This is a genomic window from Mycobacterium branderi (assembly GCF_010728725.1).
GTDB lineage: Bacteria > Actinomycetota > Actinomycetes > Mycobacteriales > Mycobacteriaceae > Mycobacterium > Mycobacterium branderi.
Genome location: NZ_AP022606.1, coordinates 4,826,428 through 4,849,605, shown reverse-complemented (window position 1 = coordinate 4,849,605; position 23,178 = coordinate 4,826,428). Strand labels below are relative to the sequence as shown.

The window sequence follows — 23,178 nt, the reverse complement described above, 5'->3', positions numbered from 1 at the left end:
CCGGAAAAAGGGGTAACTAGCGCTCATGACCCCGACGCACCTGGCGGCCGTGCTCGCGTTGAGTTCTGCGCTGTGCGTGGCGATCGGCGACGTCGTGCAGCAACGCGCGGCGCACCGGATCAGCGACAGACCGGTGGGCCACATCGAATTGCTGGCGAAATTGCTGCGCGACGGGCGGTGGTGGTTGGGCGCCCTGGTGCTGATCACCAGCATCGGGTTGCAGGCGGCCGCGCTGGGTGAGGGTTCGGTGTTGCTGGTACAGCCGTTGCTGACGTGTTCGCTGCTGTTCGCGCTGCCGATCAACGCGCGATTGTCGCAGCGTGCGGTGACCGGCCAGGAATGGGTCTGGGCCGGCCTGTTGACTGTGGCGGTGGCGGTGATCGTCACGGTCGGCCACCCGCAGGCCGGTCGTTCCGGCGCGTCGCTGCACACGTGGGCCGCCGTCGTTGCGGTGCTGGGGCCGCTACTGGTCGGATGCGCCGTGGCCGGCGGCGTCAAAGGCGGCGCCGTGGCCGCAGTTCTGTTCGCCTTCGTGTCGGGTTCGCTGTGGGGGGTTTTCGCGGTGCTCGCCAAGGAGGTTGTCGCTCGCCTGGGCGATGGCGGGTGGGCGCTGATCCGCACACCTGAGCTGTACGCCTGTCTACTGGCCGTGCTGGGTGGTTTGGTTTGGAGCCAGTCGGCCTTCAGAGCCGGGCCGCTGACCGCCTCGATGCCCACCCTGCAGGTGTCGCAGCCGGTCGTAGCGGCGGTGCTGGGTGTGGTGGTTCTCGGCGAGACGCTGAACACCGGGCCGCTCGGGGCGGTCGGTCTGGTAGTCGCGGCGCTGGTCATGGCGACGGCCATTGTCCAGCTCGCGCGCGTGGAGGCTATCGCAGCGCGGTTGGGCGCCGAGGAGAAAACCCGACGGCGCCGTGCGCTAACGCGGTTGACCCGCTAACCGCGGTTGCGACGCCTCGGCCGCCCAGTGCCGGCGCCCCACCGCGGTGGCCGCCGCTTCGCCAGGCGCGAACCGTTCGTGCAGCCATGCCAACGGTTTTGGCGCCCACCAGCTCCACGGACCGAACAGGTGCATGAAGGCCGGAACCAGGACCATTCGCACCAGGGTGGCGTCGGCCAGCACGGCGAGTGTCAACCCCAGCCCGAGCATCCGGATGAACGACACGTGTGCCGGAATCAGGGCGGCGAACGAAATCGACATCACCAGCGCGGCCGCGGTGACCACCCGCGCGATACCGGATATGCCCAACGCCGTGCTCTCGTCGTTGGCGGTGCGCGCCTCGGCCGAACTCGGTGGCAACTCCTGGGCGGCGCCGGATGCCAGCCAGTACTCACGGATGCGCGACACCAAAAACACCTCGTAGTCCATGGACAGCCCAAAAGCTATGCAGAACAACAACACCGGGATGTTGGCGTTCAATGTTCCGGTGGGGGTGGTGCCCAGTGCGCCCAGATGACCGTCCTGGAAAATCCACACCATTGCGCCGAATGCCGCCGTCAGCGACAACACGTTGCACGCCAACGCCTCCAGCGGCAGCACCACGCTGCCGGTGAGCAAGAACAACAGCGCGAAGGTGATGACGGCGATCAGCAACAGCACCGCCGGCAGCCGCTTGGTGAGTGCGTCGACGCTGTCGCGGTTGGTCTGTGCCAGCCCGGCTATCTGCACCGACCGTCCTGACGGTCCGGCGACCTGGTGCAACCGGTCGAGCTGCGAGTTGGAGGCTTGGGAGAAAAGCGGCGCGGCGCTGGCCACGGTCAAAAATGCGCTGCCGTGGGCGATACCGGTCGGCGCGGCGGGCGGGCCCACCCGGCGTCCGGCCACGAATGTCCCGGTTGGGGCGGTCACCGCCGACACGTCCGGCACCCGCGACAGCTCGGCGCCGTAGCGATCCAGCTCGACCGGGCTCACCCGGCGGGCGTCGGGAACGACGACGAACACCGACGTGCCCAGGTCGTCGGCGAAATCGTGGTCCAGCATGTCGGCGACTTGACGCGACGACGCCGACGGCGGCAGCACGCGTTCGTCGGGAAAACCCCAGCGCACTCCCAAAAACGGGAGTCCGAGCAACAGCAACAGCGCGACCACGCTCAGGCCGACCGGAACGGCGTGGCGCAACACGAATTTGGTTGAGCGGTACCAAAACATCGGATTTGCCGGCTTGCGCGCGTAGTCGGGGCGCGAGGGCAGAAGTCGTCGCGCCAGCGGGCGCACGTCCAGTGCGTCGAGCCGAGGGCCCAGCACCGCGATGATCGCAGGGGTCACGACGACGGCGGCCATCGCAACGATGACCGCGGTGGCGACCATGGTGTAGCCGGCCGATCTCAAGAAGTACATCGGGAACACCATCAACACGGCCATCGACAACGCGACGGTGGTCGCAGAGAACAACACGGTGCGCCCGGCGGTGGCCATGGTCCGAAACAGCGCCTTGTCGCGGTCGCTGGTCTGGGCCAGTTCCTGGCGGTAGCGGCTGATGATCAGCAGCGTGTAGTCGATCGCCAGAGCCAGACCCATTGCGATGCTCAGGTCCAGCGCATAGGTCGACACGTCGGTGGCGAAGCTGATGAGCCGCAACACCGACATGGTGCCGAGAATGGCCAGTCCGCCCAAGGCAATCGGCAGCGCTGCCGCCACCAGGCCGCCGAACACCCAGACCAATACCGCGAAGCTCAGAGGAATCGCGATCGCCTCCATCGTCAGCAAGTCGCGCTCGTTTTGCTGATTCACCTCGGCGTACGCCACAGCCATGCCTCCGGCGCGCACGGTGACCCCGCCGTGGTCGTGCACCAGTTGTGCGGAAAGCGTTTTGGCGTACCTCTGCGCATCGTTCTCTCCGCCCTTGAGGTTGGCCACGATCAGGCCGGACTTGTTGTCCCGGCTGAGCAGGCGCGCGGCTGTTTGCGGGGGTGACGTCCACGCCGACGACACGTTGAGCACCCACGGCGACCGTTGCAGGTGGTCGACGATGTCCGTACCGACCCGGCGGGCCTGCGCGCTGCGGGCACCGCCGGGGGAGGTGACCACGATCATCATCTTCTGATCGGTTTGGTCGAATTTGTCCCGGAGGAGCTCGGTCGCCCGGGCCGACTCGGACGTCGGGTCCTGAAAACCGCCGGCCGACAAGCTGTTGACCACCGGGATGGCGAACACAGCGGCCGCGAACACCACCAGGACTGCCACTGCGATGATCCGTCGGGGCGCCGCGATGGCGAGTCGGGTGATTGCATGCAGCATCTCGGCGTCCTCCCGCAGTCGATTTCCGGGTCCCTACGGGCTATACCCGATCCGGGTCGCCCGACCACGCGGCCGTCGCCGTGGTTGGCCGCACCGATTGGTGGGTACGCAAACCGAAGCTGCACCCTTGACACGTCTCCATAAATACGACTCAACGGATGCCGATGAACAATATGGACGACACCATCAAGATAAGGTTTGCAACCGACGACGACTTGCAGGCGGTCTACGAGAATCAGGCCCGGGTATATGGGAATTCCGTGGAGCCGGCCGATATCGAAGCCTGGAAACGCAAAGTCAATCCTGAAGACATCCTGGTCGCCGAGGATATCTCCGATCCGGAAAACCCATTCCTAGTCGCCACGTCCCTTTACTACCGGCTGCGGCTTACCGTGCCAGGTGGTGCAACGCTCGACGCCGCTTGGCTGGCCATGATCACGGTCGCGGCAACACATCAAAGAAGGGGGATTTGGCAGCAGATCAGCCTGCAGGGCTTCGGAATACTCCAAGACCGCGGTTACCCCATCCTCTGTGGTGTCCCGACCCGGCCGCCGGTCTACGAAATCTTGGGTGCCGGCGTGGCGAGCTATGCCCGGACATTCCACGTTGATCCGCATTCCGCGAAGCTGCGTGCTGCGCCCAGCCGAAACCCGGCCCGGGAGGTGGTGGCGGCCGAGGCAAAAAGCCACTTACCCCGCATTTACGATCGGTGGTGTGCCACCACCCCCGGGGCGCTGAGCCGGGACAGCGCGTGGTGGGCCGATTTTCTGGAAGACCGAATGACGCAACGCGATGATGGATCGCCGCTGAATTTCGTTATTCATCCAGACGGGTTTCTGACGTATCGGGTGGTCGGAGCGCCGGCGCATGCATTTCGGCCACCGTTCGGCTCGGTGGTTATTCAAGACTTCTGCGCTGTGACGGACGAAGCGCATACCGAGCTGTTGGCGACGTTATCTGGCTTGGAAATGTTCGACAGTATTGAGATCGAGGTGCCGGTCGATGATCCGCTTCCGCTCAAATTCCAGGATCAGGCCGCTGCCCAAACGACATGCTTGGGCGATTTTCTGTGGCTGCGGATCATGAATGTGCCCGAAGCCCTCGGAGCACGGGAGTACTCCGCCGATGTCGACGTGGTACTCGACGTCACCGATCCGCTTGGCGTCGCCGGAGGACAATTCTTGCTGCAGACTCGCGACGGCGTCGGAAAATGCGTGCCAGACGAAGGTTCACCGGACATCCGAATCGGGCTGGGTGAATTGGGAACGATTTACATGGGCGCGCATCGCGCTTCGGAACTTCACCGAGCGGGGCGCGTCACCGAACTGAATGCCGGTTCGCTTCACGACCTTGATGCCGCGTTTTGTACCGAACGCGCACCCTATTGCGGGACCCTTTTCTGATGCGCCAAGAGTTGACCCGTAATGGGTCGTGCAGCGCCAATCAGCTTGGGGGCTGGTTGTTTTCGACTCGTCCCGCGAGCGTGCCCGGGTGTTCGCGGCTCGCCGGCTAGCGGCGCTGCCTGAGGGGTGCGGGACATCTAGTGAAACCGGCTTCCTCGCCGCGGTTTGTTATCGAACTGGGACAGAACCGATTCCATCCGCTCGCCGGCATGGGAAGCGCTAATTGAGCCCGGTATGGCGCACCGTCACAGCGAGGTGCGCCATACCGCCCGGGTGCGTGAGCCGGCTGCGAGCAGCCGTCAACTCACTCGCCGAACCCCCCGGTACCTCCGGTCGAGGTGCCCGGTGCCAGCCCGGTGGAATTTGCGCCAAGGCGACTGGCGGCAAATGCCGCTCCCTGGTCGATGATTGCGCCGTCGTCGGCGTAGGCGTCGTGCGCGGCGAAATTCATCCCGTCAGAGCAGATCGGGTCCTCGGGCGCGCAAATCTTGATGGTCTTGTTCTGATACGCCGGGCCGATAACGACCGGTGGCTCACCGAGGAAGTTCATGGCCCGGACGTTGGGCATCCCGAAGAGGACGACCGCCGCCACATGGTCAGCGATCTTGGGGTCCAGCGGTTTCGGGACGGTCGCCGGGTCCACGCCATCCGGCACTGCGGCCGACGTGACGAAGCCCGTCACGGCCGCGCCCTGGGAGTACCCGCCGAGCACCATCTGGGTACTCGGGCAGTTGCTCGCCATCGAAACGACGTGAGCGCCTTCGTCTCGAATGCCATCGAGGCCGGTCTCCCATTGCTCGGTGGCCGGGTAGTTGACCGGATAGACGTCGAACGACCTTGGGCCAACACGGTTGTGGAGGTCGTCGACGAATGCCTGTCCGGTGGGGCCCACGCCGGGCTCTTCGCCCGTGCCCCGGGCGAACACCACCTGGACGTCGGGGCACGGCTGGGCGGAAGCCGATGGGGCGGCAGCGAGGCCGGCGAGGTAGCAGGCACCGAGGCCGCCCGCGGCAATTGCGGCCGGACCAAGGTAACGAATGAGGGTGTGATGTGCGATCATGCCGCATAGGTGCCCATGGAAGCGCTTCTCCAAACTGGAAATTTTTGGCAATTTATTGAGGGTTGGAATCCAGCCCGGGCACGCCCCGATTCACGCGCCACTGTGAGGGGCCCGGTGCGCGACATGTTTCGGCAATTCATCCGGCGGTAGAAACCGCGCTGCCATGGGTACTCCCAGATCCTCTGGGCCGCTGAAAACCAGGGCGGGCGGTCACAAGGATGGCGCGATGGCAGGGCTTCACCTCGTGGAATGGCCGGCCTCAGCGCGTCCGCATGCGCGGGATGCCGATCGACGCGCTACCGCCGGTATCGAGATGACTTGGGGGCGGCGCAGAACCCAATTGGGAATCCCCCTGAATGGAAGGAGCGGGGATGAACGGGAAGAAAGAGCGCTGGATGCGTCGACTACTGGTTACGGGCGTCGCCGTCGCTGCGCTGCCGGGGCTCGCCGGTGTTGGGAGCGCGCCGCACGCGCGGGCGGCAGCGCCGGAATTTCTTCAGGTGCCCTCGGCGAGTATGGGTCACAACATCACCGTCGAATTCCAAAGCGGCGGAGCGCCGGCGGTCTACCTTCTCGACGGGTTGCGGGCCCGGGACGACCGCAGCGGCTGGGATATCGACACCAACGCATTCAACGACTACGCCGGTTCCGGCATATCGGTGGTGGCACCAGTGGGCGGGCGCTCGAGCTTCTATTCCGATTGGTATGGCTCGGCCAATGGCCAGACCTACAAATGGGAAACCTTTTTGACCAGTGAGCTGCCCGGTTACCTGTCGGGCAAAGGAGTCCGGTCGAACCGCAACGCGGTCGTGGGGGTATCTATGTCCGGGTCATCGGCGTTGATCCTGGCGGCCTACCATCCGGGGCAATTCGCCTACGCCGGCTCGTTGTCGGCGTTGTTGAACCCCTCCAGCGGGAATGGGCCCACGCTGATCGGGATGGCGATGAACGACGAGGGCGGCTTCAACCCGCAGGACATGTGGGGACCAACGGGCGGACCCGGGTGGCAGCGCAACGATCCCACCGTGCAGGCCGGGCGGCTGGCCGGCAACAACACCCGGCTGTGGATCTACAGCGGCAACGGCACACCGTCGGAAGCCATCGGTCAGGGCAGTCTGCCCGGCCAGGTGATCGAGCAGATCATTCTGCAAAGCAACGTCGCGTTCCAGGACGCCTACAACGCCGCGGGCGGGCACAACGCCACGTTCAACCTCGACAGCAACGGCGTCCACAGTTGGGGCTACTGGGGTGCCCAGCTGGCGGCGATGAAGCCGGACATGCAGAGCACCCTGGGCGCCGGGGCTGGGGCGGCCTGACGCTACTCCTCTTTGACGCCCAGCGCCGCGTCGATCGTCGGATACATCGGCAGTAGCCAGCGAAGTCCGCACGCCGCCACAATTCGCGCGACGATCGGGTCCTGGCTGACCAAGCAGAGGGTCACACCGCGGCGCCGGCACCGTTCTGCCTCGCGGGCCAACGCTGCGTAGGCACAGCAGCCCATGAAGTCGAGGTTGCGGACATCGACCACGACCCGACCGGGCACGGCGGCGATCGCGACCATCTCGGCCAGCAGATATCTCCAGTCGCGTTCGTTGCTCGCGTCCACTTCACCCGCGACGCAGATGACCAGTGCCCGGCCGCGTTGTGATGTGGTGACGCTCAGCGCGCCAGGGTCGGAACTCGACCGTGGGCTCGAATTAGCCCGGGAGCGAGAAACTTTGATTGTTGCAGAGCCCAAAACGCACTCCAGTTGTGCGCCCAGGGGCGCATTCGACGGATGCTGGCCCTACGTTTCTGAAGACAGCGGAATACTCATTAGTAGCCCCGATGGCCCACGATGTCCAGGCTTTAGGGGAATTGACTGCCGAACTGTAACGGCCGACAGACTATGGATGGTGGGTGGGTGCTGTGATGCTGCCGATTGGGGGAGCGCCCTGGCGCGCCTTTCTCAGTAGATAACCGTAGCCATTGGCGCGCAGGCTGCACCTCAGCGAAATGGTCGCTTTGTGGTCCGACAACCACTCGGTGATTGCCGGCCACTGTTTAGCGACCGGCTCATGGTCGACGTGTAGCAAGCGGAGTAATTCCGGTGCAGTCCCCGGCTCCATTAGACCAGTAAACCACCATGTGCCGCAGATGTTCCCATCAGTGCAGCCCGACGGGACTGGCGGCTTGAGCGGTCGGGGGAATCGGCCATGTGAACAGTCTGTGCTCGGGGTTTTGTCGGTCCTGTCTCGTAGGGTTCACGGTATGTCGCAGCGCCGGTTTCGTCGCACACATGGTGGTGTGTGCTCATTGGGGTTGCGCCTGGTGTGGTGCCCGAAATATCGACGCCGGGCTCTGGGTGGCCGGGTATTGGCCCGCTGCGGCGAGCTGGCCGAGCAGATCGCTGACGGGCATGGGTGGGAGGTCGTGGCCAAGGAAGTGATGCCTGAGTTCGCGTATCTGCGGCGGTTGGTGGAGCTGCTGAGGTCGCCGTCGTATTTTGCCGCCGCGGTCGGATACGTCTCGGAGGCGGCGGTACGCCGCTGCATCGGGCACCAGTGGGGTGTGGTGGCGGCGTGAGGCGCGCGTATGTGTTTAGGCTGCGCCCGACCGCACGCCAACACCAGGCGTTGGCGGCGTGCTTGGATGCGCATCGCGAGTTGTACAACGCTGCGTTGCAGGAACGCCGGGATGCGTGGTCACACAGCAAGTCCCGCGTCTTCTACGGGGATCAGTCGGCGCAGCTGAGCGAAATCCGCGCGGTGCGTGCGGATCAGGCGGTGTGGTCGTTCTCCAGCCAGCAGGCGACGCTGCGCCGCTTGGCCAAGGCGTTCGACGGATTCTTCCGCCGGGTCAAACGCGGCCAGACGCCCGGATATCCACGCTTTAAGGGTAAGGCCCGCTTCGATTCGGTGGAGTGGCCCAAAGACGGTGACGGCGCCCGTTGGCTGCCCGAACACAAACGCGTGTACTTACAAGGTGTCGGCCAGGTGAAGGTTCACGTGCACCGCCAGGTTCAAGGGCGAGTGAAGACGATCCAGATCAAACGTCAGGGGCGCCGCTGGGTACTGGTGCTTTCCTGTGACGACGTGCCCCCCAGCCCGCTGCCTGCGACCGGCCGGCAGGCCGGGATCGATGTCGGGGTGGCGAGTTTCGCCACGACTAGCGACGGAACCCAGGTCGAGAACCCGCGATGGGGCCGGGCTGCACAGGACAAACTGGCGGCGGCGCAGCAGCGGCTTGCCCGCGCCAAGCGCGGATCGAACAACCGGGCGGCCAAACGGGAAACGGTGGGAGCGCGGCACCGCAAGATCGCCAACCAGCGCAAAGACTTTCACCACAAGCAAGCACGCCAACTCGTGGAGTCCTATGACGTGTTGGTGGTGGAGGATCTCAAGATCGCCAACATGGTACGTCGGCCCAAACCGGTGCCCGACGACGACAATCCTGGCCAACATCTGGCCAATGGCGCCCGGGCGAAGTCCGGGCTGAATCGAAGCATCAGTGACGCTGGCTGGGGACGGTTCGTCTCGATACTGCGCGCCAAAGCGGAAGACGCTGGGCGTATCTGGATTGAGGTCGACCCCCGCCACACCTCCGATGGCTGCGAGAACTGTGGACATGCAGCCCGGGCGAATCGCGTCAGCCAAGCGGTATTCGAATGCCAATGTTGCGGTCATCGCGCACAGGCAGACGAACATGCCGCACGCAACATCCTTCGGGCTGGACTGGCCCGTCACGCGCACGCCGCGTGAAAACAAGCCGGTCGCATCCAGCGGCCGGAGAAGTCACCGCCGTACCTCTCAGTGCACTCTACCGACTCAGGCGCGAATCGATTAGTGGCTTTGCTCTCGAGCGCCCGGCGGGACCACCAGGCGATCGACGGGCGAAATCGCAGTGATTTCCGAATCTCGATAGGGCCGTCCGTCCGGTTGTAACAGATCGTGGAACCACACGTCCGGAATCGATGGGTAGGGGTGATCCCATGAGTCCCACGGAAAATATGTTTGGGTCTTGCCGGCCACCAGACCCCAGTTCAGTGCGGCAACGTTGTGCCGCTTTGCAATTGGCGCTATCCCCTCAATGGTGCTGCCCAGGGGCCGGGCCATGTACTCGGTACACATGATCGGTCGCCCGAACGGCAGCAGCTCGGCGATGCGTGCCTCAAACGCCGCCGGCTGGCCATAGTTGTGGAACGTGATGATGTCCGAGTTGGCGAGTTGGATGTCCACAATCACGCTGCGCCGCCACGGATCTCCCCATACGCCGCGCCACACCCCGCTCGTCAGCGGTTGACCCGGATCGACGTTGCGCGCCCACCGGAACACCTGGGGAAGCAGGTCTGCGACGAGTTCTTGCTTGTCTGTTCGCTCGACTTGGCGGTAAACGCGAGAGGGGTTGTCGGGTTCGTTCCACAGGTCCCAGCCCAAAACGCGATCGTCGCTGCGGAATTGGGCCAACACCCCGGTAACGTAGTCCTGGAGAACGCGGATGTATGCGCGGTCACCGAGGTGGTCGGCCCCCGGGCTCTGAACCCAGCGGGAGTTGTGAACCCCGGACCTCGGTGCGGGCTGTTCACCCGGTTTGGGGAACGGATCCCAGCACGAGTCGAACAGCACGAACATCGGTTTGATGCCGTGGCGCGCCGCGATGTCGACGAACTGCGCGAGACGTCGTTGGAAACCGCGATAATCCTGGGCCCACAGCAGATCGTGCAGAAAGACGCGCACACAGTTGAAACCGAGCAACCGCGCCCAGCCCAACTCGATGTCGATGCGGCCCGGGTCGTAGGTTTGGGCCTGGAACATCTCGAGCTGGTTGACCGCGTTGGAGGTGATGTAGTTCGCCCCGACAAGCCAGCCTTGCGCTTGGTACCACCGGTGTGCACGCTCGGCCGGCCAGCGGCCCGGTTCCTCCGCATTGGCGCGCGGTAGTTGGGCCAGTGCTGCGCCTGCAACAAGCATCACCGGCAGTTTCAGGACCGTCCGACGATGCATGAGCTGCCTAACTGCGGGGAGTCAGGGGAGTGGAATCACTCCGCCCGCACAGTCACCAGTCTACACCAATTCCGGTGCACCCCAACGGCGTTGGGGCTTGGCGGTGGATTGCGAGGTGTTAGAGGATCGGCCGGCCGCCAGTGACCGCCACCCGCGCTCCAGAGACATAGCTGGCGTCGTCGGAGGCCAGCAGCACATAGACGGATGCCAGCTCGGCCGGCTGACCGGCGCGGCCCAGCGGCACGTTCTCCCCGAACGATTTCACCTTCTCCGCCGGCATCGTCGACGGGATCAGCGGCGTCCAGATCGGACCCGGCGCCACGCTGTTGACGCGAATCCCTTTATCGCCCAGAAGCTGCGCGAGGCTAGCCGAGAGATTCGCCATCGCCGCCTTGGTGGCGGCGTACGGCGCCAAGGTGGGATTGGGCATGTCGGAGTTGACCGACGAGCTGCCGATGATCGACGAGCCCGGACCCATGAACGGCAGAGCCGCCTTCGTGAGGTAGAAATAAGCCCCCACATTGAGTTTGAAGGTGTAATCCCACTCGTCGTCGCTGATCTCTTCCAGCGTTTGGTGGGTCATCTGGAAGCCGGCATTGTTGACCAGGACATCGATGCCGCCGAATTCCCGTACCGCCCGGTCGACAACTGCGCGGCAATGCGACGGTTCGGAGAGGTCCCCGGGCACCAGCACGCATTTTCGGCCGGCCTCCTCGACGTAGCGAGCGACGTCGTGCGCGTCGTCGTCTTCGTTGAGGTAGGCGATCAGCACGTCGGCGCCTTCCCGGGCATAAGCGATCGCGACGGCCCGCCCGATTCCGCTGTCGCCGCCGGTGATGATCGCGCGTTTGCCGGTGAGCTTTCCCGAGCCACGGTAGCTTTCTTCGCCGCAATCGGGGACCGGGTTCATCCGAGCCTGCACGCCGGGCACCGGTTGCTGCTGCTCGGGAAAACTCATCGCAGTGGCCTATTGCTGGCCCGCCGGACCGGCGGTCGGGATATCCGGGTCGTCGTCGGCCGGTGGTTCAGGGTCGCGCCATTCTTCGGCCCGGCTGGACCGGTTTCCCTGCAAGGTCCCGCGCAACTCGTGTTTGAGCTCGTCATCCTCACGTGGGTTGTGTTTGGCGCTTTCGCGTCCCATCAGCGCGTCTCCTTCAACGGGTCGTGACCGATCGTCATCAGCCGGTATCGCCAATTCTCTTGGCCGGCTTTCGGTTCCAGGTCCTCGCTGCGCTGCGCGTGCACTCGCTCGACCACCTTGCGCATCGTCTGCTCGTCCTGCTCGTCGAGGTCGACCCGCCGCTTCTGCAGGATCTGCAGGACCTTGCGCCCCGTCTCGGTCCCCGCGCGGTCGGGCAGCGCTTCGCCGTGTTCGCCGGCCGAGCGCGTGCGCAACCAATCGGACAACTCCCGTGACGACATGTTCACCACGCGGTGGAACTCGTCCCACAATTGCGGGTCGATCCGCACATGTTGGGCCACGCTTGTTCACCTCCCGTCGGTGGGCTACCCGCGACCAGAAACGACTAATCACCGAAGTCATGCGCCTATCCGGCAGTAAAAGACGTGTTTGCCGGCGGGGCGTCCACATTGTGTTTGAGGCCGGTGCAGGTGGGTATGCGGCGATTGCGGGCGGCGACCACTGAAGTGTGGCCGTCGCATCGAGAAACGAATCCTGAACGACGCGAACGAAAGGAGTTAGCGTGAAGTTCACCTCGACAACTGTGAAAACGGGGATCGGCGCCGCTGCGCTCGCGGCTGCCGGTGTTTTCGGCGCTGGCATGGCGTCGGCCGCGCCCCCCACCGTCCAGTCCTTGGGCACCAGCGAATCGCTATTCGACGGCCCGATGGTCACCAACTACACGGTGAACAACCTGCAGCCGAGCAATACGGCGATTCCCGGCTACACCCCGCAGGGCAAGCTCTATCAGGCCGACGTCACCGTACGGTCGGACGGTGGAACCGTCACACCGCTGATCTCGGACTTCAACGCTCGTGCGGCCGACGGGACAACCTACCGGGTGATCGACACCGTGGCGGTCCCGAACGGCGTGCCGCCGGCACCGCTGAGCCAGGGTCAGCAGGCCAACGGAAAGATCTACTTCGACGTGACCGGGGCGCCGCCGAACGGCGTGGTCTACAACGACGGCGTAGAGGACGTCTTGATCTGGACGACACCGTCCAACGCCACCCATCCCTGACCGGTTATCGGCGACCTCCCCGCGTCAGTTTTCGGCGCGGGGAGGCTGTTATGGGGTACCCGAACCGTCATGACGACTAGCGACCACAGACCCGCCGATGTGCGTCGGCAGGCACAACAACACGCCGACCAGGCCCGTGCCGCGATGGAGGACCGGCGCAGCGGAGCGCAGGGCGGCCTGAGCGGCTGGGTGGCCCGCCGCGCCGGGCGCTGGGACCTTTCCCGTCAGGACGAATCTCGCTTGCACCGCCAAAAGTTCTTCTGGAATCTGTTGGTGGACTACTGGTTCCGCATGGAAATCGACGGCTGGGAGAACGTCGGCGAGCCGCCGGTGCTGCTGGTCGGCATCCATTCCGGTGCGCCGTTCGTGTGGGACGCCTGGACCGTTGGGCTGCAATGGTGGCGGCGGTTCGGCTCGGAGCGCACGCTGCACGGCACCGCGCACGATGCGCTGATGGCCATCCCGGGCTTCGGCCGGTTCTTCCGCTCGATGGGCGTGTTGCCGGCAGCGCCGGACGCCATAGCCACGGCGCTGGCCGAAGGGCGTGACGTCGCGGTGTGGCCGGGCGGCGAGGTGGATTCCCTTCGGCCGTGGAGCGAGCGCGACCGCGCCAACCTCGCCGGCCGAAAAGGCTTTGTCAAGATGGCAATTCGCGCCGGCGTGCCGATCGTCCCGATCGCCACGGTGGGCGGCGCCGACGCCATGCCGGTGCTGATTCGCGGCGACAAGCTCTCCCGTGTCCTGCGATTGGATAAGCTGTTGCGGCTCAAGGTGTTCCCGCTGGCGGTCTCGCTGCCGTGGGGCATTGCCCCTGCGGCGCTGCCGCAGTTTCCGCTGCCGGCCAAGATCCGGACCCGGTTCATGCCGCCCGTCGAGCTGGATCACGATCCTGCCCGCGCCGACGACGACGAGTACGTGGACGCCAAATACCATGAGGTGCAGGACAGCATTCAGCGCGGAATGGACGCGCTGACCCGCAAACGGGCGTTGCCGCTGTTCGGTTGACTACGACGCCCGCACCGGGCTGACAGCACGCTCGCTGACTATCCAGCGCGGTTGCGGCGGGGTGACGGCCATATAGCCGACCCCGCGCACCGTGTCGATGATCGATTCGTGCTCGGGCCCCAGTTTGGCGCGCAGGCGTTGCACGTGGACGTCGACCGTGCGGGCCCGGTGATCGCAGTCGTAACCCCACACTTCGTGCATCAGCCGGGTGCGGGTGAACGCCTGACCGGCATGCTGCACAAGGTAATTGAGCAATTTGAACTCGGTGAGCGTGAGGTCGAGATGACGGCCCGACAGCATCGCGGTGTAGCTCGCCGGGTGCAGCACCAGGTCGCCGAACTCCCAGATGCCTTCCAGCGTGCTGCGCCGACGCGCGATCGCCAACCGCAACCGCGCCGACAGCTCCGCGGCGCTGGCATTGGCCAACAGCACGTCGTCGAAATGCCAGTCGAGGTCGACCGCTACGAAGTCGGCGGCATCCACGACGGCCACCACGGCGACCGCGGGCGCCGTGGCCGTCAGCCGCTGGCATGCCTTGCGGGCCGCGGGCAGGTTGGCCCGGGCATCGATGATCGCGATGTCGGCGCGCTCGTGCCGGCCCGCAGTGCTGTCGCTCAGGGGAGCCTGACGGACCTTCTCCGCGAACAACTCCAGCGTCGGCAACGCCGATGCGAAATCGGCTTCGTCGGTAAGCAGCAGGACATCCACCCGTATCTCCCCTGGTAAGCAAGCACAGGTTACCCCGATCAGCACAGGATTATTCCGATATACCGGAATTTACGTCCGGGTAATTAGACATGCGACAGGCCCGGTCCGCCACTGCAGACCGGGCCCGTCCTTGTATCCAGCTACTGCTGGTGAGACTGCTCGCGCTTCTCCGAGGCAGCGGCGCTGCCGCGGGCGGCGTCGGCCTCGGCTTCCTTCTTCGCCGCGTCGCGCTGGGCTTGCGCCTTGTCCTGCTGCGCCTTGCCCTCACGGACCATCTCGTCTTGGCCCAGCACGTTGCCGGCGGCTTCCTTGGCCTTGCCCTTGACGTCCTCGACGACGCCCTTTACGCCTTCCGCGGGTCCGCTCTTGTTTTCCTCCGCCATGGATTCCTCCTCATCGGCTCTCTTGCTCGTGGACCGGCCATCGTCTCGACCGGTTGTCGGCGCGGCGCAAAGACTTCGTTATCTCCGCGCTCTTCTCGCCGCGTCTCGGCGGATTCCCGCCGCACTGCGCGCTCAAACCTCCGATTGTTTCGCCCACGCCGGGCCGGGTATGTGGAGGCGATGACGATGTCGCTGTGGCTGGCCGAGCGAAGCCGGCAGAACGCGAAAACCAACCTGGGACAACCGTTCGCCGACGTGGTGGTCGTGGGTGCCGGCATCACGGGGCTGACCACCGCCGTGCTGCTGGCCCGCGCGGGTAAGGACGTGCTGGTGTTGGAGGCCCGCAGCCCGGGGGCGGTCACCACCGGCAACACCACCGGGAAGATCAGCCTGCTACAGGGCACCGTGCTCTCGAAGATCGTGTCCCACCATGGCGCTGATGTCGCGCGGGACTACGTGCAGGGCAATCGGGAAGGCCAGGATTGGCTGCTGCACTACTGCGAGGCGAACGGCGTTGCGGTTCAACGGGAGGATGCCTACACCTATGCGCAATCCGCGGGCGAGGTGGAGGCGGCGCGTGCGGAACTGGCTGCGTGCCGGTTGGCGGGGCTTGACGCCGAATGGGACGACGACGCCGAGGTACCTTTTCCCTACCACGGCGGCGTCCGGCTGGCCAACCAGGCGCAATTTGACCCAATGCCCTTGCTGGACAGTCTCATTGATGAGCTCACTACCCGCGGCGGCCGACTGGTCGAGGGTGTGCGGGTGCAGGGGCTCTCGCACCGTAAGGGCCGCGTGCGACTGACCGCGCGGACGGGGGACGCCAAGGTCGACGTGGACGCGGCGCAATGCGTGCTCGCTACCGGCATGCCGATTCTGGACCGCGGCGGATACTTCGCCCGGCTGAAGCCCAACAGGTCCTACTGCTTGGCGTTCGAGGTTCCCGGGGCCATCACCCGGCCGATGTTCATCTCCGCCGGCGCGCCGACCAGGTCGGTGCGATACGCCCCGGCCGGCGACGGCGAGCGGCTCATTGTCGCCGGTGCCAGCCATGTCGTGGGCCGCAAGAGTCCCACCGCTGAACTGGAAGAGTTGTCGTCGTGGGCGCGTGAACACTATCCCGGCGCCACGCAGACCCACCAATGGTCGGCGCAGGACTACACGCCCGTCGATCATCTGCCGTACGTCGGGTCGATCTTGCCAGGCGACGAAAAGGTTTTCATAGCAACGGGTTTCAACAAGTGGGGGCTCGCCGCCGGGGTGGCGGCCGCGCTTGTGCTCAGCGGCCGGATCCTGGGCGGGCGGATGGATTGGTCGAAGGCGTTCGCGGCGTGGAGCCCGCATGAAATCGCCGGCGTCACGAGCGCCGTGCGCGCGAATCTCGAGGTCGCTTTGCACATGGCCAAGGGATGGGTGGTGCCGGCGACGCGGTTAGGCCGCGAGGCGTCGACCGACGGCGGCGTGGTCAAGGGATTGCCGTGGCATATGGAAGCGCAGTGCACGATTGACGGTGTGGCGCACCGGGTTTCGCCGGTATGTCCGCATTTGGGCGGCATCGTCAACTGGAACGACGCCGACAAGTCGTGGGAATGCCCGCTGCACGGATCGCGGTTCGCGCCGGACGGCACACTGCTGGAGGGGCCGGCCACGCGTGGCCTGACCGCGTCGTCGTAGGGCGGGCACGCCGCAAAATCTGGTCCACCTCGAACGCCGCGACTTGCCATGAGGCAGGATAGAAGGTGCTGTCCTGGGGGTGGCCGCAAGGCGCTCCCGCATGCGAGGAGTCTGATGACGGAGCAGGAGCCGACGAGCACCAACGGCGTCGAGGCATTTCCACCGGACAACGGCTATCCCGGCGCAGAGCCGCCACGCCGGCCCAAATATTCCCGGGTACTGCTCAAGCTCGGCGGCGAAATGTTCGGCGGCGGCCAGGTCGGCCTGGATCCCGACGTGGTGGCCCAGGTGGCCCGCCAGATCGCCGAGGTGGTCCGCGACGGCGTTCAGGTGGCTGTGGTGATCGGCGGCGGCAACTTCTTCCGCGGCGCGCAATTGCAGCAGCGCGGCATGGAGCGTAGCCGCTCGGACTACATGGGCATGCTCGGGACAGTCATGAACAGCCTTGCGCTGCAAGACTTTCTGGAAAAGGAAGGCATAGCCACCCGGGTCCAGACCGCGATCACCATGGGTCAAGTAGCCGAGCCCTACATTCCGCTGCGCGCCCGTCGGCACCTGGAGAAGGGCCGGGTGGTGATCTTCGGCGCCGGCATGGGACTGCCGTACTTCTCCACCGACACCACCGCCGCGCAGCGGGCCCTGGAGATCGGCGCCGAGGTGGTCTTGATGGCCAAGGCGGTCGACGGGGTGTTCGCCGACGACCCGCGGGTCAACCCCGAAGCCGAGCTGCTCACCGCGATCAGCCACCGCGAAGTCATCGACCGCGGGCTTCGGGTGGCCGACGCCACCGCGTTCAGCCTGTGTATGGACAATGGCATGCCGATCCTGGTGTTCAACCTGCTGACCGACGGCAATATCGCCCGCGCGGTTGCGGGTGAGAAAATTGGGACGCTGGTCACCACCTAGGAGGAACGGCGCATGCGCGCCGACGACGATGCAGAGCGCCCAGCGATGAGGAGGAGCGGCGCAACATGATTGACGAAACTCTCTTCGACGCCGAAGAGAAGATGGAAAAGGCGGTGTCGGTGGCCCGCGATGATCTGTCGACCATCCGGACCGGCCGGGCCAATCCGGGAATGTTCTCCAAGATCGTCATCGACTACTACGGCGCCGCCACCCCGATCACCCAGCTGGCCAGCATCAACGTCCCCGAAGCGCGGCTGGTCGTCATCAAGCCGTACGAGGCCAACCAGCTGCACGCCATCGAGACCGCGATCCGCAACTCCGATCTGGGCGTCAACCCCACCAACGACGGAACCCTGATCCGGGTGGCGGTGCCTCAGCTGACCGAAGAGCGTCGTCGCGAGCTGGTCAAGCAGGCCAAGCACAAGGGCGAGGAAGCCAGGGTTTCGGTGCGCAACATCCGCCGCAAGGCGATGGAAGAGCTGCACCGCATCCGCAAGGACGGGGAGGCCGGCGAGGACGAGGTCGGCCGGGCGGAGAAGGACCTGGACAAGACCACGCACCAGTACGTCGCCCAGATCGACGAGCTGGTCAAGCACAAGGAAGGCGAGCTGCTGGAGGTCTAGCGGCCGCGCAGCAACGATGTCCGTGGCAGACACTGATACCGGCACAGGCACCCCGGCGGAGGGGTCGGTGCAGAAGTCACGGGCGGGACGCAACCTGCCCGTCGCGATCACCGTCGGCGCCGTACTGGGCGGGGCCGTCATCGCCAGCTTGCTGTTCGCCCCGCATGCGTTCGTCGGCATCCTTGCCGTGGGCGTACTGCTGGCCACGCTCGAGGTGGGCCGGCGGCTGCGCGGCGCCGGCTATGTGATTCCGGTGATCCCGCTGGTGCTCGGCGGCCAGGCAACCGTGTGGCTCACCTGGCCGTTCGGAACGCGCGGCGCGCTGGCCGGCTTCGGCGCCACCGTGGTGATCTGCATGGTCTGGCGGTTGCTGAGCCGCCACGGTCGCCGGGCGGCGCCGATTCCCGATGCCTCACCGGCGAATTACCTGCGCGACGTGTCGGCGACGGTGTTCCTGGCCGCCTGGGTTCCGCTGTTCGCGTCGTTTGCCGCATTGCTGGTCTATCCGCACGACGGGCCGGGCCGGGTGTTCTCCTTGGCGGTCGGGGTGGTGGCCTCCGACGTCGGCGGGTACGCCGCTGGGGTGTTGTTCGGCAAACATCCGATGGTCCCGGCGATCAGCCCGAAGAAGTCCTGGGAGGGCCTGGTCGGTTCGCTGATCCTGGGGACCGCCGCGACGACGCTGAGCGTGACGTATCTGGCCGGCAAGCCACCCTGGATCGGCGTTCTGCTGGGTCTGACGCTGGTCGCCACGGCCACCCTGGGCGACTTGGTGGAATCGCAGGTCAAACGCGACCTGGGCATCAAGGACATGGGCAGATCGCTGCCGGGCCACGGCGGGGTGATGGACCGCTTCGACGGGTTCTTGCCGTCGGCGGTGGCCGCCTGGGTCGTGTTGACGATGGTGCCATGAAGCTGGTGTTCGAGGCGCCGCGGCGGGCCCTGCCGCCGCGTCACTGGGCCGACCTCGACGAGGCCGGCCGCGCGGCCGCCGTCGCCGAGCTTGGGCTGCCGGCGTATCGCGCCAAACAGCTCGCCCACCAGTACTACGGCCGGCTGATCGCCGACCCGCGCCAGATGACCGACCTGCCCGCCGCGGTTCGCGACCGAATCGCCGAGTCGCTGTTCCCGAACCTGCTGGCGCCGGCCAGCGAGATCACCTGCGATTCCGGCCAGACCCGCAAGACGCTGTGGCGAGCCGTCAACGACCCTGCCGGAACCAGCTTCGAGTCGGTACTGATGCGCTACCCGCAGCGCAACACCGTGTGCATTTCGTCGCAGGCCGGCTGCGGTATGGCCTGCCCGTTCTGCGCGACGGGCCAGGGCGGTCTCACCCGAAACCTGTCCACCGCGGAGATCCTCGAACAGGTGCGGGCCGCCGCGGTGGAGTTGCGTGACGAGTTCGGTGACCGGTTGTCGAACGTGGTGTTCATGGGCATGGGGGAGCCGCTGGCAAACTACGCCCGGGTGGTCGCCGCAGTCCGCGGCATCACGGGCGGTTTCGGCATCTCGGCGCGCTCGGTGACGGTGTCGACGGTCGGCCTGGCCCCGGCCATCCGCAAGCTTGCCGACGAGCGACTCGGGGTGACGCTGGCGCTGTCGCTGCACGCACCCGACGACGAGCTGCGCGACACGCTGGTGCCGGTCAACAACCGGTGGAAGATCGCCGAAGCACTGGACGCCGCCCGCTACTACGCCGACGTCACCGGCCGGCGGGTGTCGATCGAATACGCGCTGATCCGCGACGTCAACGACCAGCCGTGGCGGGCCGAGCGGCTGGGCACCCTGTTGCATCGCGCTCTCGGAACGCTGGCCCACGTCAACGTCATCCCGCTCAACCCCACACCGGGCAGCGACTGGGACGCCAGCCCGAAACCCGCGGAGCGCGAATTCGTCCGGCGCGTGCGGGCCCAGGGCGTCTCGTGCACGGTTCGTGACACGCGCGGCCGGGAGATCGCCGCCGCGTGCGGCCAGCTGGCCGCCGAACACGCGACGTGAATCCGGCGTATTTTGAACTAAACCCGGTCAGCTTTACGTGGTTAAGGCAAATACGAAATCGGAGGCCTGCCATGAGGGTTCACTGTTCCATCCTGACGAAACTTATTGCCCTGGTTGTCATCGCCGTCGCGACCAGCATTGCACCGAGTGCGCTTGCGGCCGACGACCGGCTGAATTTCACCGCAACCACTCTGGGCGGAGCCCCGTTCAACGGCGCCAGTCTGCAGGGCAAACCGGCCGTGCTGTGGTTCTGGACGCCGTGGTGCCCGTACTGCAACGCCGAGGCGCCGGGGGTCAGCCAGGTTGCGGCCGCCAACCCCGGGGTGACTTTCGTGGGCGTGGCGGCGCACTCGGATGTCGGGGCGATGCAGAACTTCGTCTCCAAATACAACCTGAACTTCACCAACCTCAATGACGCCGACGGGTCCATCTGGGCGCGCTACAACGTTCCCTGGCAGCCCGCGTATGTGTTCTACCGCGCCGACGGCACATCGACATTCGTGAACAACCCGACGGCAGCTATGCCTGCGCAAGAGCTGTCCGACCGGGTGGCGGCGCTCAAGTAATCGGTGGACCAGGGACTGGTTGGTTTGGCGTTCGCCGCCGGATTGGTCGCGGCGCTCAACCCGTGCGGATTCGCCATGCTGCCCGGCTATCTCGTCCTGGTGGTCCGCGGAGAAGACGGCGACTCGCCAGGGTTGACGTCGGTCGGCCGCGCAGTGGCGGCCACCGTCGGGATGGCGCTCGGCTTCCTGACGGTATTCGCAGTGTTCGGGGCGCTCACCGTGTCGGCGGCGACCGCGGTGCAGCGCTACATGCCGTACCTGACGGTGCTGATCGGCGGACTGCTTGTCGCCCTTGGCATTTGGCTGCTAGTCGGTCGAGAGCTGACCTTACTGGTACCGAAAAAGCTTGGCGCGCAACGAGCTCCGACGGTTCGGCTGGGATCGATGTACGGCTACGGCCTGGGCTATGCGATCGCATCGCTGTCGTGCACCGTCGGCCCGTTCTTGGCGGTCACCGCCGCCGGTCTTCGCGGCGGATCGATCTTGGGGAGCGTGTCGATCTACCTGGCCTACGTCGCGGGGCTGACGTTGGTTGTCGGCGTGCTGGCGGTCGCCGCAGCGTGTGCAAGCTCGGCGCTGGCCGATCGCCTGCGGCGAATCCTGCCGTTCGTGAACCGCGCCGGCGGCGCGCTGCTGGTCATCGTCGGGCTGTACGTCGGCTACTACGGCCTCTATGAGGTGCGGTTGTTTCGCCTGCACGGGCACCCGCAGGACGCGGTGATCGCCGCGGCCGGGCGGGTCCAGGGAGCACTGGCCGGATGGGTGCACCAGCACGGCGCCTGGCCGTGGCTGCTGGCGTTGGTTCTGCTGGTAGCGGCCGCGCTCGCAACCGCCCACTACCGACGACGTCATCACGACACTTGATGTGACACCAACATGATGTCATCATGACAGCATGGACTTGCAGCCGTATGTCGACGCGGTGCGTCACGAGCTGAACGTCGCTGCCGCGGCCGGCGGCGCCGAGGCGCAGGCCCTGGCCGACAGGCTCAGCGCCCCACTCGAGTCGGCGATCCGATTGGCGCTCTTGGAGGTGCTGTCAAGTGGCGCCGAGGAGATCACGCGGGAACTGGCGCCGCGTTCGGTCGAAGTTCGGCTGCGTGGCCGCGACCCGGAGTTCGTTGTCAGCCCACCGCTCGACGAGCCGCCCGCCCAGCCGCCAGTGGTCGACGACGAGGGTGGCACCTGGCGGGTGACTCTGCGGCTGCCGGAATCGCTGCGGGCCGGGATCGAGGCGGCCGCCCGCCGCGACGGCATCTCCCTGAACGCCTGGTTGGTCCGCGCCGCTGCGGCGCGTATCGAACCGCCGCCACGAACCGACACCCGCCATCACGTCACCGGTTGGGTGCGCTGAGAACCGATAAAGGAGGTCCCATGCCCACGTTCGCCACTCCCGAGCCCATCTCCGCCCGCGTCGACGCGGGTGCGGGCTCGATTAGCCTGATCGCCACCGACCGGACCCACACCGTCGTCGAGGTCCGCCCACGCGACCCGAACCGCCAGGCCGACGTCCGCGCCGCCGAGCAGGCGCGGGTGTCCTACGCCAACGGTCAGCTGACCGTCGCGCCGGCGAAATTCGGCTTCCTCGGGCACCGGATGGGCGCGGTCGACATCGTCGTCGAACTGCCGTCGCAGTCCCGGATCCGCGCCGCCGTGGCGTCCGCAGACGTGCGCGCCGACGGCGAATTCGCGGACTTCGACTTTATGTCAGCCAGCGGAAGCCTTGTCGCACAAACGGTTACCGGCCGACTCAAGGCCGCCACCTCCTCGGGTGGGGCCGACATCGGCGAGCTCGACGGTGAGGTGAAGTTCCAGGCTGCCAGCGGCTCGTTGTCGATCGATCGGCTGCGCGGCCGGGTGAAGTCGCAAACGGCATCCGGTTCGGTTCGCATCGCGGCCGCTGTCGGCGGCGCCGTCGCCGCCTATACCAGCAGCGGCGCCGTCGAAATCGGCATCCCGGAGGGCAGCGCCGCCCGCCTCGACATCATGACCGGCTCCGGTCTCATCACCAACCGCTTGGAGCCCTCGGGCGGCCCCGAAGACGGCGACGAGACGTTGATCGTGAAGGTGCGAACCGGCTCCGGGGACGTCGACATCCACCGGGCCGTCGCGACGCTTACCTGATCCAGCCGCGGCGGCGGCCCCACCAGTCGCGCACCACGACGAACAGCGTCAGCGCGGCGAAGCTGATCAAAAACCAGTTCTCGATGTGGCCGACATGGTTGCCGCGCAGCATCAGCAGCAAGAACCCGGCGATGCACAGCCCGACGATGCGCCAGGTGCGGTGGTTGATCTTGCTCCAGCCCCATTCGGCGGACGGCACGTCGGCAACATCGACCCCGGTGTGGCGCTCGACCTCAGTACCGACCACGGCGATTACCTCCAGATTGGGTTAGCTGATGCCCCGACATTCTGGCACACGCCGTGCGGTCTG

General features: G+C 66.1%; 26 protein-coding genes. 16 read left to right on the top strand and 10 right to left on the bottom strand.

The annotated features are described in order from the left end of the window. Positions 1-25: 25 nt before the first annotated feature. Positions 26-937, top strand: coding sequence for a DMT family transporter (locus G6N47_RS23565; protein WP_083129450.1), 912 nt, complete (start codon positions 26-28; stop codon positions 935-937). On the opposite strand, the gene G6N47_RS23560 is transcribed toward G6N47_RS23565, so the two are convergent. Beyond that, positions 917-3,235 carry an MMPL family transporter gene (locus G6N47_RS23560; RefSeq protein ID WP_083129449.1) on the bottom strand — a complete coding sequence of 773 codons (2,319 nt, stop codon included), beginning with the start codon at positions 3,233-3,235 and terminating at the stop codon, positions 917-919. The two genes, G6N47_RS23565 and G6N47_RS23560, sit on opposite strands and share 21 nt — an antisense overlap. A 164-nt stretch (positions 3,236-3,399) precedes the next feature. Between G6N47_RS23560 and G6N47_RS23555 the strand changes: the two genes are divergently transcribed. Further along, the gene (locus G6N47_RS23555) at positions 3,400-4,638 is read left to right on the top strand and encodes a GNAT family N-acetyltransferase (RefSeq protein ID WP_083130421.1); all 1,239 of its coding nucleotides are present in this window, start codon (positions 3,400-3,402) and stop codon (positions 4,636-4,638) included. Positions 4,639-4,942: 304 nt separating this feature from the next. Here G6N47_RS23555 and G6N47_RS23550 read toward each other — a convergent pair whose 3' ends face one another. Then, on the bottom strand, positions 4,943-5,698 hold the full coding sequence (locus tag G6N47_RS23550) for a cutinase family protein (RefSeq protein ID WP_083129448.1): 756 nt from the start codon (positions 5,696-5,698) through the stop codon (positions 4,943-4,945). A gap of 371 nt (positions 5,699-6,069) precedes the next feature. Here G6N47_RS23550 and G6N47_RS23545 point away from each other — a divergent pair, with 371 nt between their 5' ends. Continuing rightward, on the top strand, positions 6,070-7,014 hold the full coding sequence (locus tag G6N47_RS23545) for an esterase family protein (protein WP_083130420.1): 945 nt from the start codon (positions 6,070-6,072) through the stop codon (positions 7,012-7,014). 2 nt (positions 7,015-7,016) lie between these two features. On the opposite strand, the gene G6N47_RS23540 is transcribed toward G6N47_RS23545, so the two are convergent. Beyond that, a complete protein-coding gene (locus G6N47_RS23540; protein WP_139799268.1) occupies positions 7,017-7,436 on the bottom strand; it encodes an anti-sigma factor antagonist in 420 nt (139 codons plus the stop codon). A gap of 512 nt (positions 7,437-7,948) precedes the next feature. On the opposite strand from G6N47_RS23540, the gene G6N47_RS23535 reads away from it, so the two are divergent. Both G6N47_RS23535 and G6N47_RS23530 read left to right on the top strand, forming a co-directional pair. Next, the gene (locus G6N47_RS23535; protein WP_083129447.1) at positions 7,949-8,263 is read left to right on the top strand and encodes a transposase; all 315 of its coding nucleotides are present in this window, start codon (positions 7,949-7,951) and stop codon (positions 8,261-8,263) included. Then, positions 8,260-9,438 carry an RNA-guided endonuclease InsQ/TnpB family protein gene (locus G6N47_RS23530; RefSeq protein WP_232080271.1) on the top strand — a complete coding sequence of 393 codons (1,179 nt, stop codon included), beginning with the start codon at positions 8,260-8,262 and terminating at the stop codon, positions 9,436-9,438. The genes G6N47_RS23535 and G6N47_RS23530 overlap by 4 nt, the downstream gene beginning before the upstream one ends. A gap of 81 nt (positions 9,439-9,519) precedes the next feature. Here G6N47_RS23530 and G6N47_RS23525 read toward each other — a convergent pair whose 3' ends face one another. From G6N47_RS23525 to G6N47_RS23515, 4 genes are all read right to left on the bottom strand, one after another. Continuing rightward, on the bottom strand, positions 9,520-10,680 hold the full coding sequence (locus G6N47_RS23525; RefSeq protein WP_083129445.1) for a glycoside hydrolase 5 family protein: 1,161 nt from the start codon (positions 10,678-10,680) through the stop codon (positions 9,520-9,522). A 118-nt stretch (positions 10,681-10,798) separates the two neighbouring features. Then, positions 10,799-11,638: a glucose 1-dehydrogenase gene (locus tag G6N47_RS23520; protein ID WP_083129444.1), complete on the bottom strand. Its 840-nt coding sequence runs from the start codon at positions 11,636-11,638 to the stop codon at positions 10,799-10,801. 9 nt (positions 11,639-11,647) lie between these two features. Next, positions 11,648-11,821, bottom strand: coding sequence for a hypothetical protein (locus G6N47_RS29235; protein ID WP_169717225.1), 174 nt, complete (start codon positions 11,819-11,821; stop codon positions 11,648-11,650). Next, positions 11,821-12,162 (bottom strand): DUF3140 domain-containing protein, encoded by a 342-nt coding sequence (locus G6N47_RS23515; RefSeq protein ID WP_083129443.1) that lies wholly within the window; start codon positions 12,160-12,162, stop codon positions 11,821-11,823. Before G6N47_RS23515 ends, G6N47_RS29235 begins: the two co-directional genes overlap by 1 nt. Before the next feature lie 221 nt (positions 12,163-12,383). Here G6N47_RS23515 and G6N47_RS23510 point away from each other — a divergent pair, with 221 nt between their 5' ends. Together G6N47_RS23510 and G6N47_RS23505 are read left to right on the top strand one after the other, a co-directional pair. Beyond that, positions 12,384-12,881 (top strand): MPT63 family protein, encoded by a 498-nt coding sequence (locus G6N47_RS23510; RefSeq protein WP_083129442.1) that lies wholly within the window; start codon positions 12,384-12,386, stop codon positions 12,879-12,881. A gap of 69 nt (positions 12,882-12,950) precedes the next feature. Then, positions 12,951-13,886, top strand: a complete 936-nt coding sequence (locus tag G6N47_RS23505) for a lysophospholipid acyltransferase family protein (protein WP_083129441.1) — start codon at positions 12,951-12,953, stop codon at positions 13,884-13,886. Here the strand turns inward: G6N47_RS23505 and G6N47_RS23500 are convergent, their stop codons facing one another. Continuing rightward, complete coding sequence (locus G6N47_RS23500; protein WP_179966468.1) at positions 13,887-14,600, bottom strand: winged helix-turn-helix domain-containing protein; 714 nt, start codon at positions 14,598-14,600, stop codon at positions 13,887-13,889. It lies immediately after the preceding gene. Positions 14,601-14,734: 134 nt separating this feature from the next. Next, on the bottom strand, positions 14,735-14,977 hold the full coding sequence (gene mbp1, locus G6N47_RS23495; protein ID WP_083129439.1) for a microaggregate-binding protein 1: 243 nt from the start codon (positions 14,975-14,977) through the stop codon (positions 14,735-14,737). Positions 14,978-15,163: 186 nt separating this feature from the next. Here mbp1 and G6N47_RS23490 point away from each other — a divergent pair, with 186 nt between their 5' ends. From G6N47_RS23490 to G6N47_RS23450, 9 genes are all read left to right on the top strand, one after another. Further along, positions 15,164-16,651 carry an FAD-dependent oxidoreductase gene (locus G6N47_RS23490; RefSeq protein WP_372517507.1) on the top strand — a complete coding sequence of 496 codons (1,488 nt, stop codon included), beginning with the start codon at positions 15,164-15,166 and terminating at the stop codon, positions 16,649-16,651. Between the two features lie 114 nt (positions 16,652-16,765). Continuing rightward, positions 16,766-17,557 (top strand): UMP kinase, encoded by a 792-nt coding sequence (pyrH, locus tag G6N47_RS23485; protein ID WP_083129438.1) that lies wholly within the window; start codon positions 16,766-16,768, stop codon positions 17,555-17,557. A gap of 65 nt (positions 17,558-17,622) precedes the next feature. Then, positions 17,623-18,180: a ribosome recycling factor gene (gene frr / locus G6N47_RS23480; protein ID WP_083129437.1), complete on the top strand. Its 558-nt coding sequence runs from the start codon at positions 17,623-17,625 to the stop codon at positions 18,178-18,180. Positions 18,181-18,202: 22 nt separating this feature from the next. Continuing rightward, entirely contained in the window at positions 18,203-19,093 is an 891-nt protein-coding gene (locus tag G6N47_RS23475; protein WP_232080270.1) for a phosphatidate cytidylyltransferase, read from the top strand. Further along, the gene (gene rlmN / locus G6N47_RS23470; RefSeq protein ID WP_083129435.1) at positions 19,090-20,178 is read left to right on the top strand and encodes a 23S rRNA (adenine(2503)-C(2))-methyltransferase RlmN; all 1,089 of its coding nucleotides are present in this window, start codon (positions 19,090-19,092) and stop codon (positions 20,176-20,178) included. Before G6N47_RS23475 ends, rlmN begins: the two co-directional genes overlap by 4 nt. A 71-nt stretch (positions 20,179-20,249) precedes the next feature. Beyond that, positions 20,250-20,744, top strand: a complete 495-nt coding sequence (locus G6N47_RS23465; protein ID WP_083129434.1) for a protein disulfide oxidoreductase — start codon at positions 20,250-20,252, stop codon at positions 20,742-20,744. Positions 20,745-20,747: 3 nt separating this feature from the next. Beyond that, the gene (locus G6N47_RS23460) at positions 20,748-21,608 is read left to right on the top strand and encodes a cytochrome c biogenesis CcdA family protein (RefSeq protein ID WP_083129433.1); all 861 of its coding nucleotides are present in this window, start codon (positions 20,748-20,750) and stop codon (positions 21,606-21,608) included. A gap of 31 nt (positions 21,609-21,639) precedes the next feature. After that, on the top strand, positions 21,640-22,098 hold the full coding sequence (locus G6N47_RS23455) for a toxin-antitoxin system HicB family antitoxin (RefSeq protein ID WP_083129432.1): 459 nt from the start codon (positions 21,640-21,642) through the stop codon (positions 22,096-22,098). Positions 22,099-22,118: 20 nt separating this feature from the next. After that, complete coding sequence (locus G6N47_RS23450) at positions 22,119-22,868, top strand: DUF4097 family beta strand repeat-containing protein (RefSeq protein WP_083129431.1); 750 nt, start codon at positions 22,119-22,121, stop codon at positions 22,866-22,868. On the opposite strand, the gene G6N47_RS23445 is transcribed toward G6N47_RS23450, so the two are convergent. Next, on the bottom strand, positions 22,861-23,115 hold the full coding sequence (locus G6N47_RS23445) for a DUF2631 domain-containing protein (RefSeq protein ID WP_083129430.1): 255 nt from the start codon (positions 23,113-23,115) through the stop codon (positions 22,861-22,863). The genes G6N47_RS23450 and G6N47_RS23445 overlap by 8 nt on opposite strands. Between the last annotated feature and the right edge of the window lie 63 nt (positions 23,116-23,178).

What these genes read in the sequence shown, in the direction of transcription:
- G6N47_RS23565 (WP_083129450.1), top strand. Translation starts at nt 26, where the DNA reads ATGACCCCGACGCACCTGGCGGCCGTGCTCGCGTTGAGTTCTGCGCTG.
- G6N47_RS23560 (WP_083129449.1), bottom strand. Translation starts at nt 3,235, where the DNA reads ATGCTGCATGCAATCACCCGACTCGCCATCGCGGCGCCCCGACGGATC.
- G6N47_RS23555 (WP_083130421.1), top strand. Translation starts at nt 3,400, where the DNA reads ATGAACAATATGGACGACACCATCAAGATAAGGTTTGCAACCGACGAC.
- G6N47_RS23550 (WP_083129448.1), bottom strand. Translation starts at nt 5,698, where the DNA reads ATGATCGCACATCACACCCTCATTCGTTACCTTGGTCCGGCCGCAATT.
- G6N47_RS23545 (WP_083130420.1), top strand. Translation starts at nt 6,070, where the DNA reads ATGAACGGGAAGAAAGAGCGCTGGATGCGTCGACTACTGGTTACGGGC.
- G6N47_RS23535 (WP_083129447.1), top strand. Translation starts at nt 7,949, where the DNA reads ATGTCGCAGCGCCGGTTTCGTCGCACACATGGTGGTGTGTGCTCATTG.
- G6N47_RS23525 (WP_083129445.1), bottom strand. Translation starts at nt 10,680, where the DNA reads ATGCATCGTCGGACGGTCCTGAAACTGCCGGTGATGCTTGTTGCAGGC.
- G6N47_RS23520 (WP_083129444.1), bottom strand. Translation starts at nt 11,638, where the DNA reads ATGAGTTTTCCCGAGCAGCAGCAACCGGTGCCCGGCGTGCAGGCTCGG.
- G6N47_RS29235 (WP_169717225.1), bottom strand. Translation starts at nt 11,821, where the DNA reads ATGGGACGCGAAAGCGCCAAACACAACCCACGTGAGGATGACGAGCTC.
- G6N47_RS23505 (WP_083129441.1), top strand. Translation starts at nt 12,951, where the DNA reads ATGACGACTAGCGACCACAGACCCGCCGATGTGCGTCGGCAGGCACAA.
- mbp1 (WP_083129439.1), bottom strand. Translation starts at nt 14,977, where the DNA reads ATGGCGGAGGAAAACAAGAGCGGACCCGCGGAAGGCGTAAAGGGCGTC.
- G6N47_RS23490 (WP_372517507.1), top strand. Translation starts at nt 15,164, where the DNA reads ATGTCGCTGTGGCTGGCCGAGCGAAGCCGGCAGAACGCGAAAACCAAC.
- pyrH (WP_083129438.1), top strand. Translation starts at nt 16,766, where the DNA reads ATGACGGAGCAGGAGCCGACGAGCACCAACGGCGTCGAGGCATTTCCA.
- frr (WP_083129437.1), top strand. Translation starts at nt 17,623, where the DNA reads ATGATTGACGAAACTCTCTTCGACGCCGAAGAGAAGATGGAAAAGGCG.
- rlmN (WP_083129435.1), top strand. Translation starts at nt 19,090, where the DNA reads ATGAAGCTGGTGTTCGAGGCGCCGCGGCGGGCCCTGCCGCCGCGTCAC.
- G6N47_RS23465 (WP_083129434.1), top strand. Translation starts at nt 20,250, where the DNA reads ATGAGGGTTCACTGTTCCATCCTGACGAAACTTATTGCCCTGGTTGTC.
- G6N47_RS23455 (WP_083129432.1), top strand. Translation starts at nt 21,640, where the DNA reads ATGGACTTGCAGCCGTATGTCGACGCGGTGCGTCACGAGCTGAACGTC.
- G6N47_RS23450 (WP_083129431.1), top strand. Translation starts at nt 22,119, where the DNA reads ATGCCCACGTTCGCCACTCCCGAGCCCATCTCCGCCCGCGTCGACGCG.